We start from the raw sequence: 11,427 nt of genomic DNA, 5'->3' as shown, positions 1-11,427 counted from the left end.
TCACTGTGAAGTGGAAATTGCATTTCCACGGCGGCTGCGTTGCATTCGAGCAACAGTTGGCACCGTGCAAAAGGCTCCAAACGCCCTTGTTTCGGCATAAATCCGGAGGCAAACGGGTATCTCAAACATGCTGGAGCGGGAGAATCAGTTGGACATCAGCATCGAATTCATGCGGCGCATTGCGCGTGCCGCCGCAGCCGAGACCTTGCCGCGCTTCCGCAATCAGGGCGCGGTCACCAACAAGGAACGCGGCAGCTTCGACCCGGTCACCGAGGCCGACCGTGAAGCCGAGCGCGCCATCCGGGCGGTGATATCAGCGCAATACCCCGATCACGGCATTCTCGGCGAGGAGCACGGCAGCGAAAACATCTCCAGCCGGCATGTCTGGGTGATCGATCCGATCGACGGCACGCGCGCTTTCATTTCCGGCCTGCCGGTATGGGGCACGCTGGTCGGGCTGACGGTCGACGGCGATGCCGTCGCCGGCATGATGTCGCAGCCCTTCACGGGCGAGCTGTTCTACGCCAATGCCTCCGGCCCGCATTATGAAGGTCCGGGTGGCCCGCGAAAACTCACGACGCGCAAGACGACGAATCTTGCCGAGGCGACACTGTTCACCACTACGCCGGCGCTGTTCAAGGGAGACGCTCGCCTGCGCTACGATCTGTTCGAGAAGCAGGTCCAACTCGCCCGTTACGGCACCGACTGCTATGCCTTCGCCATGGTGGCGGCGGGCAGCGTCGATATCGTCGCCGATCCCGGATTGAAGCCCTACGACATCGTGGCGCTGATCCCGATCATCGAGAAGGCAGGCGGCGTCGTCACCACTTTCGAGGGCGGACCGGCGGAAAAGGGCGGCGACATCCTGGCGGCGGCGACACCGGAGCTGCACGCGGCGGCGATGGCGGCGCTGCGCGGCTAGGCATCCGGCGAACGAGATGCGAGCGAGCCGCGGCATAGATCAGCGGCTTAGTGGAGGGCCAAGCGCCCTGAGACGTAGGCCCCACAGAATGAGCGCGAAAGAGATGAGGCCCGACGGCGCCGATGAATACCCCACGACTTTGATCGCATCCTCCTGAAAAGCGCTCCCATGGGAGGCTCCTGCCGCGAGCGGCATTGTCTCATTGCCGGCCCCCCAGATGCTGGCCATCACATAGGCGGCCAGGATGGCCAAGGCCGAATAGATCAGGAGCCAGAACGCAACCCGTGCCATTGCCACGCCGAGATTGAGCCTGGACCATGTGAGACCTAGCGCCAGCAAGAGAACGCCCTGCAGGGCGCTGAGCGTGTGCGCGGACAGTCCGAGCCGCGGTGCGGCGAGGTAGGGAATTGCAAACCCTTCGAATGACGAAAACAGCAGCAGCGCGACGCCAACCTGCAGTAGCCGATGCCCCTGACGTGACAGCGTGTTCGATGCGTTCATGGTCGTTTTTCTCCCGGCGAATGACCTCCAACCTCTTTGGCAGCAACCTAGCGCTCGATGCCTGAACGGGAATAAGGCGGGCGAGCTCTGCCGGGCAAACGACCCGCGCGGGCTTTGTTGCCGGGCGCCGGCGAAGCGGTCAAACAGCGTCGCCGGTTCCTGGAATGAAGGCATCGAATGCCGCAAGCAGTTGCTCGCGATAGAGGTCGGCTTCCTGGAGGATCTCATGGCGGGCGCCGTCGATCATCACTAGCGAGCCGACACGCAGACGTCTCGCATAGGCTTCGACTGCCCTGGTCGAGACGACCTGGTCGGCGCCGGCGGCGATCATCAGCAAGGGGACCTGGATCTTGGCCATGAAATCCGGGTCGCTGACGATTAAGGACGCCTCGGTGGCGGCCTTCAGCCAGCGGATCGTCGGTCCGCCGAGCGCCAGCTTCGGCGAGGTTTCGTAGATCAGCGTATTGCGCCGATAGCGCGCCGGGTCGCTGGTCAGCTTGTTCATGGCGAAGGGCACCGATTCCTTGGGCCGCGGCCCCCATGCGGCATAGAGCCGGCCAAGGCCGAGAAGGCAGAACAGCGAACAGATGCGGCGGACGCTTTTTACCGAAACCGGCAGGTCGGGCACGGTGAAGAACGGTGCGATCAGCACCATGCGGCGCACGCGGTTCGCCATTGCGGGCGCGGCGAGCAGCGCAATCACCGCGCCGGCCGAGTGGGCCAGTATGTAGTAGGGGCCTCGACAATCGGGCAGCACGACCTCCTCGAAGAACTGCTCCAGATCGCCGGTATAGTCGAAGAAGCTCCTGACGTAGCCGCGCTGTCGGTCGCCGATCAGCCGGTCAGAAGCGCCCTGGCCGCGCCAGTCGAGGGTTGCCACGCCAAAACCCCGGTCGGCAAGGTTGCGAATGGTCTCGAAGTACTTCTCGATGCACTCGTTGCGGCCGGTCAGGACGACGACGGTGCCCTTCAGCGGGCGGGAAACCGCGGCAAACAACCCATAGCGGATCTTCTTGCCGTCGCGCGTGGTGAAGAAGCCTCCGGCTGCGTTTTCCGGCAGCGGATTGCCCGGAGTTTCGTTGAAGAGGGGGGGCTGGTGGATAAGATCGGTCATACGGTGTTTGGTTGGGGTCGGTGCCGACAGGCGCAAGTCAGGCATAAACGCCCATGCGCCAAAAGCAAAGCAATTCGGGACGCGGGGAGGTCGACCGAGGCAGTAAACAAGCAAGGCCGGAAGCAGCCTTGGGCGTGCTTCCGGCCTCTGTCGACCCGGGAGGAAGGGACGTTACACCCGGTTCGGCCTCGTCGTGTCGCCTTTTCCGGCGACCTGTTCGTGATCTCGAGAACAGTTTTAATGCCGCCTGGCTGAACGCTCGCCGAAGCCACGGTTCATCTGCCGTTCATCGGCATCGGGACGTGGGCCGGGACCGGTCCCGTTCGGACGCGAGAAAATCTTGAAATGCCGTCGTCCGCTTCCCAAATTTGTCATGCGGCCGCCAATGTCGGGGCCGCTGGCCCATCCGGAACGCCGTTACGGGTTTCGCAGCGGCCATACGCAACCTTGTTGCTCAACAGGAGAACACACCATGCGTCACGTTGATTTTTCCCCGCTCTACCGTTCGACCGTCGGTTTCGACCGGCTGTTCACCATGCTCGATTCGCTTGCGCAGCCGGAAGGCCAGACGTACCCGCCTTACAACATCGAGCGCACGGGTGAGGATGCCTATCGCATCTCGATGGCTGTGGCCGGCTTCTCGGAAGATGAGATTTCGATCGAGGCTCACCGCAATGTGCTGACCGTCAAGGGTGAGCGCAAGGAGGAAGGCAATGGCGAAGGCTCCGAACTGCTCTATCGCGGTATCGCCAGCCGAGCCTTCGAGCGCCGCTTCCAGCTTGCCGATCACGTCGAGGTTGTCGGCGCCGCGCTGAAGAACGGCCTGCTCTTCGTCGACCTCAAGCGCAACATCCCCGAAGAGTTGAAGCCGCGCAAGATCGCGATCACCTCGGCTCCGGCCAAGGCCAAGCAGATCGAGGCCAAGACTGCCGCCTAAGCCAGGCAGCTAAATTCTCCCGGGACGCCAACTCCCCGGGAAGAAAGGGCGGTGCAGCAATGCGCCGCTCTTTTTGCTGGTGGGTAAGGCTTGCTATCCGGCGAGCAGGTAGCCGAAACGGTCGACCTCGTCGGGCGTGGTCGCGAAGCTGGTGACGAAGCGATAGAGCGCTTCGTCCTCGCCGATGTGGCCGTCATAGCCGAGCGGCCTGTGCCAGTCATGGAAGGCCGCGCCTGCCGCTTGCATGCTTTCGGCCTCGGCCTTTTTCATGACCGCGAAGACCTCGTTCGCCTGCGGCAGCCAAGCCAGCCGGGCCGAAGGGGAATCTTCGATCGCCGCGGCAAGCCGAGCCGCCATCGCATTGGCGTGCCGTGCCGTGTCGAGCCATAGCCCACCCCTGAAATAAGCATCGAATTGTGCGGCGATGAAGCGCGATTTCGAGAACAGCTGGGCCGCGCGCTTGCGCAAAAACGCCAATTCCTTGGCTCGCTCGAGGTCGAACAGCACGATCGCCTCGGCGCACCAGCAGCCATTCTTGGTGCCGCCGAAGGAGAGGATGTCGACGCCGTGCTTCCAGGTCATTTCGGCCGGCGTCGTTTCCAGCGCGACGAGCGCATTGGCAAAGCGAGCCCCGTCCATGTGCAGCGGCAGTCCATGCTGCTTTGCGATCGCCGAAATCCTGGCGATTTCGTTCAGCGAGTAGACGGTGCCGACTTCGGTCGACTGGGTGATCGAAACGGCAACCGGCCGCCCGGAATGGACGTTTTCGGGTGCGAAACGGTCCACAGCCCGTTCCAGATTGCCGGCATCGATCTTGCCGAGTGCGCCTTCGACTGTATAGAGCCGCGAACCGCCGGTAAAATATTCCGGTGCACCGCATTCATCCTCGATGACGTGCGATTCGCGATGGCAGAAGGAAATGCCGCCTGGCTTGTTATAGGTAGTCAGCGACAGCGAATTGGCGGCGGTGCCGGTGGCCACGAAAAACACCGCGACCTCGCATTCGAAGATTTCATTGAAGCGCTGGTAAACGGCCTTGTCGAGGGCGCCGTCGCCATAGGCGGTGGAGAAGCCGTCGGCATGGGCCGACAGGCCGGCAGCGATACGGGGATGGGCGCCTGCCCAATTGTCGGAAGCGAAAATCATGCGTCTGCCTATGCTGGGGAAATCGGTGCGAGCTTGGCCGCTTTCGCATGCCGGCCGCAAGGGGCAGATACCGAAAATCCGCTAAAGCCAGCGAAAGGCATGAGCGTACATGCAGCGACTGAAGGTTACGCTGGCACCGAATTCCGCGCAATTTTCTGTCGCGAAAGCTTCAAGAATTTTGTGAATCGGTCTTGTGTGCATCCAAAATTTCTGTCATAAAAATTTAGGACAGTAGTGCTGTCTTATTTTGTCGCACAAAACTGGCCGCATTGGCATATGATTGCGCCTCTGCGGCATTGCCGCGAGCGACAGCTAGACAGCCTGGCTCCGGCCTGTACGAATACCATATGCGAACGATGCGGAAAGCCGCACGGTCGGCAAGAATTTCGCAAGACGTGCCGCAAGATTGAAAGGGAAGCCACGCGCTTCCCGACGGAAACCAGCGCCCGAAGGGGACGGAACGGAGGACAGGACGATGACGGATATGACGCCATCTGCGACGAAGGCCGCGCAGACGAAAGCGGCAGCCGTCAAAAATCCGTCCCTGACCAATATTGGGCGAACCAGCACCGGCTATGCCGCGCACGGCCTCTACGATCCGCGCAACGAGCATGATGCCTGCGGCGTCGGCTTCATCGTCAACATGAAGGGCGTGAAGTCGCATCAGATCGTCGAGGACGGCCTTGCCGTGCTCGAAAACCTGACGCATCGCGGCGCCGTCGGCGCGGATCCGCTGATGGGCGACGGCGCCGGCGTGCTGGTGCAATTGCCGGACCGCTTCTTCCGCGAGGAGATGGCCAAGCAAGGGGTCGAACTGCCGAAGCCCGGCCACTATGCCGTCGGCCATGTGTTCATGCCGCGCGACCCGGAGCTGCAGGCGCATATCGAAGGCATCATCGCTGAGGTGGCGCAGCTCGAAGGCCAGCCGCTGCTTGGCTTTCGCGACGTGCCGGTCGATAATTCGTCGCTCTCAAAGGCGCCTGACATCGCCGCTTCCGAGCCAGTGCACCGGCAGGTGTTCCTGGGCCGCGGCGCCGAGATCGAGAACGACGACGATTACGAGCGGCGGCTCTACATCCTGCGCAAGGTCATTTCCGGCCGTATCCACGAGGAGACCAAAGGCGTCGACAACGGCTTCTATGTCGTCTCGATGTCGTCGCGGACCATCGTCTACAAGGGCATGTTCCTGGCCTATCAGGTCGGCGCCTACTACAAGGACCTCACCGACCCGCGTTTCGAGACGGCGCTGATCCTGGTCCACCAGCGCTTCTCGACCAACACGTTCCCGTCGTGGAAGCTGGCGCATCCCTACCGCATGGTCGCCCATAATGGCGAGATCAACACGCTGCGCGGCAACGTCAACTGGATGGCGGCACGGCAGGCCTCGGTCGATTCCGAACTGTTCGGCAACGACATCTCGAAGCTGTGGCCGATCTCCTACGAAGGGCAGTCGGACACCGCCTGCTTCGACAATGCGCTCGAATTCCTGACGCAGGGCGGCTATTCGCTCGCCCACGCCATGATGATGCTGATCCCGGAAGCCTGGGCCGGCAACAAGCTGATGGGTCAGGACCGCAAGGCCTTCTACGAGTATCACGCAGCCCTGATGGAGCCGTGGGACGGGCCGGCGGCGGTTGCCTTCACCGACGGCCGCCAGATCGGTGCCACGCTCGACCGCAACGGGCTGCGGCCGGCGCGCTACATCGTCACCGACGACGACCGCGTCATCATGGCCTCGGAAGCCGGCGTGCTGCCGGTGCCGGAGGAAAGGATCGTCAAGAAGTGGCGGCTGCAGCCCGGCCGCATGCTGCTGATCGACCTGGACAAGGGCCGCATCGTTTCCGACGAGGAGATCAAGTCCGAGATCGCGACCAGGCACCCCTACAAGAGCTGGCTCGCCAACACCCAGCTCATCCTCGAGGACCTGAACCCGGTCGAGCCGCGCGCCCTGCGCAGGGATGTCTCACTGCTCGACCGCCAGCAGGCGTTCGGCTACACCCAGGAGGACACCAAGCTGTTGATGTCGCCGATGGCGACCACCGGCCAGGAAGCGGTCGGCTCGATGGGTACCGATACGCCGATTTCGGCAATGTCGGACAGATCGAAGCTGCTCTACACCTATTTCAAGCAGAACTTCGCACAGGTCACCAACCCGCCGATCGACCCGATTCGCGAGGAACTGGTGATGAGCCTGGTGTCCTTCATCGGGCCGCGGCCCAATATCTTCGATCTTGTCGGCAACTCGCGCCGCAAGCGGCTCGAAGTGCGCCAGCCGATCCTGACCAATGGCGATCTGGAGAAGCTGCGCTCCGTCGGCCACACCGAAGACCGTTTCGACACCAAGACGATCGACATCACCTACGGTTCGAATGAAGGCGCGGCCGGCATGCAGGGCGCCATCGACCGGCTGTGCGAGCGCGCCGAGGCGGCGGTCGCCGGCGGCTACAACATCATCATCCTGTCGGACCGTCAGCTCGGCCCGGATCGCATCGCCATTCCGGCGCTGCTGGCAACGGCGGCCGTGCATCATCATTTGATCCGCAAGGGATTGCGCACCTCGGTTGGGCTCGTCGTCGAATCCGGCGAGCCGCGCGAGGTGCATCATTTCTGCTGTCTCGCCGGCTACGGCGCCGAGGCGATCAATCCCTATCTCGCTTTCGACACGCTGCTCGATATGCATAAGCGCGGCGAATTGCCGGCGGAGGTCGATGCCTACGAAGTCGTCTCCCGCTACATCAAGTCGATCGGCAAGGGCATCCTCAAGGTGATGTCCAAGATGGGCATCTCCACCTACCAGTCCTATTGCGGCGCGCAGATATTCGACGCCATTGGGCTGAAGTCGGACTTCGTGCAGAAGTACTTCACCGGCACAGCGACGCTGATCGAAGGCGTCGGGCTGGACGAGATCGCCGCCGAAACAGTCAGCCGCCACACCGACGGCTTCGGCAACGACCCGGTGCTGCGGAACAGCCTCGAGGTCGGCGGCGAATACATGTTCCGCATGCGCGGCGAGGCCCATATCTGGTCGCCCGACGCAGTGGCGACCTTGCAACACGCCGTGCGCCAGGGCTCGTGGGAGACGTTCAAGGACTATTCCGCCCAGATCGACAGCGAGACGGCGCAGGCGCAGACCATTCGCGGCCTGTTCAAGATCAAGCTGGCGCAAGAGACCGGGCGCAAGAAGGTCAAGCTCGACGATGTGATGCCGGCGGCCGATATCGTCAAGCGCTTCTCGACCGGGGCGATGTCCTTCGGCTCGATCTCAAGGGAAGCGCACACGACGCTGGCGCGCGCCATGAACGCCATCGGCGGCAAGTCGAACACCGGCGAGGGCGGCGAAGAGGCCGATCGCTATCTGCCACTGCCGGGCGGCGGCAAGAACCCCGAACGCTCGGCAATCAAGCAGGTCGCCTCGGGACGCTTTGGCGTCACGGCGGAATATCTGGTCAATTCCGACATGATGCAGATCAAGGTCGCGCAAGGGGCGAAGCCGGGCGAGGGCGGCCAGCTGCCGGGCCACAAGGTCGATGCGACCATAGCCAAGGTCAGGCATTCGACGCCGGGCGTCGGCCTGATCTCGCCGCCGCCGCATCACGACATCTATTCGATCGAGGATCTGGCGCAGCTCATCTACGACCTGAAGAACGTCAATCCGGCGGCCGACGTATCGGTCAAGCTGGTCTCGGAAGTCGGCGTCGGCACGGTTGCGGCCGGCGTCGCCAAAGCGCGTGCCGACCACATCACCATATCAGGTTATGACGGCGGCACTGGCGCTTCGCCGCTGACCTCGCTCAAGCATGCCGGCAGCCCGTGGGAAATGGGCCTTGCCGAGACGCACCAGACGCTGGTGCTCAACGGCCTCAGGTCGCGCGTCGCGCTGCAGGTCGATGGCGGCCTGCGCACCGGGCGTGACGTCATCATCGGCGCACTGCTCGGCGCCGACGAGTTCGGCTTCTCGACCGCGCCGCTGATCGCGGCCGGCTGCATCATGATGCGCAAGTGCCATCTCAACACCTGCCCGGTCGGCGTCGCGACGCAGGACCCGGTGCTGCGCAAGCGCTTCAAGGGCACGCCCGAGCACGTCATCAACTTCTTCTTCTATGTGGCGGAAGAGGTGCGGGCGCTGCTTGCCGAGATGGGCTACACCCATCTCGACCAGATCATCGGCGACACCGACCTTCTGGAAAAGCGCGAGCTGATCCAGCACTGGAAGGCGCGCGGGCTCGACTTCAGCAAGATGTTCTACAAGCCGGATGCGCCGCACGAGGCGGTGCACTGGACCGAGCGGCAGAAGCATCCGATCGACGACGTGCTCGACCGCAAGCTGATCGAACTGGCAAAACCGGCGCTCGAAGCCAGGCAGCCGGTCAGCATCGAACTGCCGATCCGCAACGTCGACCGTTCGACCGGCGCCATGCTGTCGGGCGAGGTGGCAAAGCGCTTCAAGCACAAAGGCCTGCGCGAGGACACGATCTCGGTCAAGCTCACCGGCACGGCCGGCCAGTCCTTTGGCGCCTTCCTGGCGCGCGGCGTCTCGTTCGAACTGGTGGGCGCGGCCAACGACTATGTCGGCAAGGGCCTGTCGGGCGGCCGCATCGTCATCCGTCCGCCGGAGAACACGAAAATCGTTGCTGCCGAGTCCATTATTGTCGGCAACACCGTGCTCTACGGCGCAACCGAGGGCGAGGCCTATTTCTGCGGCGTTGCCGGCGAGCGTTTTGCCGTGCGCAATTCGGGTGTCGCCGCCGTCGTTGAAGGCGTCGGCGACCATGGTTGCGAATACATGACCGGCGGTATCGTCGTCGTCATCGGCCAGACCGGCCGCAACTTCGCCGCCGGCATGTCGGGCGGCGTCGCCTATGTGCTCGACGAGGCGGGCGATTTCGCCGAACGCTGCAACATGGCGATGGTCGAGCTGGAGCCGGTTCCGGAAGAGGACGACCTGATGGAAAAGCTGCTCCACCATGGCGGCGATCTCGACCACAAGGGCCGTGTCGACGTATCCGGCGATATGACCAGCCACGACGAGGAGCGGCTCTACCAACTGATCTCCAACCACGTCCACTACACGGGCTCGGTACGAGGTCGCGAAATCCTCGACGACTGGACAACTTTCCGGCCGAAATTCCGGAAGATCATGCCGGTCGAATACCGCCGCGCGCTGATCGAGATGGAACGGATGCGCATGAACGTGGCGGCGGAATAGATTGGAAATTGCCGGGAGGCCGTGCGTCCCGGCAACCATCCTCATCAGCAATCCTGACCTCGGACTGAAGGTTGCCACGGCTGCCTTATGAGGTTAACGGGTGCGTCGCCAGGCGTGCCTTCCGGACAGCAGGGACTGGACTATGGGCAAGGTAACAGGGTTTCTCGAGATCGACCGGCAGGTGCACAAGTACCAGCCGGCTTCCGACCGCATCCGGCATTTCCGCGAATTCACGCTGCCGATGTCGGACAAGGAGGTCGAGAAACAGGCCGCGCGGTGCATGGATTGCGGCATTCCGTATTGCCATGGACCGACCGGCTGCCCGATCCATAACCAGATCCCGGACTGGAACGACCTCGTCTACAATGGCGACTGGGAAAACGCGATCCGCAACCTGCATTCGACCAACAATTTTCCGGAATTCACCGGCCGCATCTGTCCGGCACCTTGCGAGGAAGCCTGCACGCTGAACCTCGAGGACATTCCGGTCGCCATCAAGACGATCGAGCAAGCGATTGCCGACAAGGCCTATGAAACCGGCCATATCCGGCCCTATCCGCCGGAACGGAAGACCGGCAAGCGCGTCGCGATCATCGGCTCGGGGCCGGCGGGAATGGCCGCTGCCCAGCAACTCGGCCGCGCCGGCCATGACGTTCACGTCTATGAGCGCGAGAGCCGGCCGGGCGGGCTGATGCGCTACGGCATCCCCGACTTCAAGATCGAGAAGCATTATATCGACCGGCGCATCGAGCAGATGCAGGGCGAAGGTGTCAGCTTCCATTGTGGCGTCAATGTCGGCGTCGACAAGCCGGTCGCCGAACTGCTCGCCGAATATGACGCGGTGCTCTATTGCGGCGGTTCCGAAACGCCGCGTCCGGCCAACATCCCGGGCGACGATCTCGACGGCGTGCACGACGCCATGCCGTATCTGGTTCAGCAGAACAAGCGTATCGGCGGCGAGCCGATCCAGTCGGTGGCATGGCCGTCGCGCCCGATCGTCGCCGGCGGCCAGCATGTCGTCGTTGTCGGCGGCGGCGACACTGCCTCCGACTGCGTCGGCACCGCCTTCCGCCAGGGCGCGGTGCGCGTCACCCAGCTCGACATCCGGCCGCAGCCGCCGGAAAAGGAAGACAAGCTGTCGGTCTGGCCCTACTGGGCGACCAAGATGCGCACCTCGTCCTCGCAGGCCGAAGGCGCCGAGCGCGAATTCCAGGTGGCGACGCTTGAATTCATCGGCGAGGACGGCCAGCTGACCGGGGTCAAATGCTGCGAGGTCGACGAAAAGCGCAAGCCGATCGCCGGCACCGAATTCGTCATCCGCGCCGATCTCGCGTTCATCGCCATCGGCTTTGCCGGGCCAGCCGCTCGCGGGCCGGTGTCGGAACTCGACGGGCAGATGAAGATCGTCACCGACAGCCGCCGTTCGAAGAATGTCGAGGCCAATGACCGGGACTACAGGACCACTGTCGAAAAGCTCTATGCGGCGGGCGACGTGCGGCGCGGCCAGTCGCTGGTCGTCTGGGCGATCCGCGAGGGCCGCCAGGCGGCGCGCGCCATCGACGAGGCGCTGATGGGATCGAGCGTGCTGCCGCGCTGAGCCG

At 63.4% G+C, this 11,427-nt stretch carries 7 protein-coding genes; 4 read left to right on the top strand and 3 right to left on the bottom strand.

The genetic code is table 11. The features are described 5' to 3' along the window. The first annotated feature begins 148 nt into the window (after positions 1-148). The gene (gene hisN, locus AC0L2Y_RS18800; RefSeq protein ID WP_473558561.1) at positions 149-922 is read left to right on the top strand and encodes a histidinol-phosphatase; all 774 of its coding nucleotides are present in this window, start codon (positions 149-151) and stop codon (positions 920-922) included. 39 nt (positions 923-961) lie between these two features. On the opposite strand, the gene AC0L2Y_RS18795 is transcribed toward hisN, so the two are convergent. Further along, positions 962-1,423, bottom strand: a complete 462-nt coding sequence (locus AC0L2Y_RS18795; protein ID WP_473558558.1) for a hypothetical protein — start codon at positions 1,421-1,423, stop codon at positions 962-964. Positions 1,424-1,562: 139 nt separating this feature from the next. Continuing rightward, entirely contained in the window at positions 1,563-2,537 is a 975-nt protein-coding gene (locus AC0L2Y_RS18790) for an alpha/beta fold hydrolase (protein ID WP_473558555.1), read from the bottom strand. 472 nt (positions 2,538-3,009) lie between these two features. Here AC0L2Y_RS18790 and AC0L2Y_RS18785 point away from each other — a divergent pair, with 472 nt between their 5' ends. Further along, entirely contained in the window at positions 3,010-3,474 is a 465-nt protein-coding gene (locus AC0L2Y_RS18785) for an Hsp20 family protein (RefSeq protein ID WP_023675381.1), read from the top strand. Positions 3,475-3,567: 93 nt separating this feature from the next. Here AC0L2Y_RS18785 and AC0L2Y_RS18780 read toward each other — a convergent pair whose 3' ends face one another. Further along, positions 3,568-4,620, bottom strand: a complete 1,053-nt coding sequence (locus AC0L2Y_RS18780; RefSeq protein WP_473558553.1) for a threonine aldolase family protein — start codon at positions 4,618-4,620, stop codon at positions 3,568-3,570. A 475-nt stretch (positions 4,621-5,095) separates the two neighbouring features. On the opposite strand from AC0L2Y_RS18780, the gene gltB reads away from it, so the two are divergent. Both gltB and AC0L2Y_RS18770 read left to right on the top strand, forming a co-directional pair. Further along, complete coding sequence (gltB, locus tag AC0L2Y_RS18775) at positions 5,096-9,826, top strand: glutamate synthase large subunit (RefSeq protein ID WP_473558550.1); 4,731 nt, start codon at positions 5,096-5,098, stop codon at positions 9,824-9,826. 142 nt (positions 9,827-9,968) lie between these two features. After that, positions 9,969-11,423, top strand: a complete 1,455-nt coding sequence (locus AC0L2Y_RS18770; protein ID WP_473558548.1) for a glutamate synthase subunit beta — start codon at positions 9,969-9,971, stop codon at positions 11,421-11,423. Positions 11,424-11,427: the final 4 nt, after the last annotated feature.

This window comes from Mesorhizobium sp. WSM4830 (assembly GCF_055811495.1).
The sequence above is the reverse complement of the archived record's forward strand: the minus strand, read 5'-3'. Positions and strand labels throughout refer to the sequence as shown.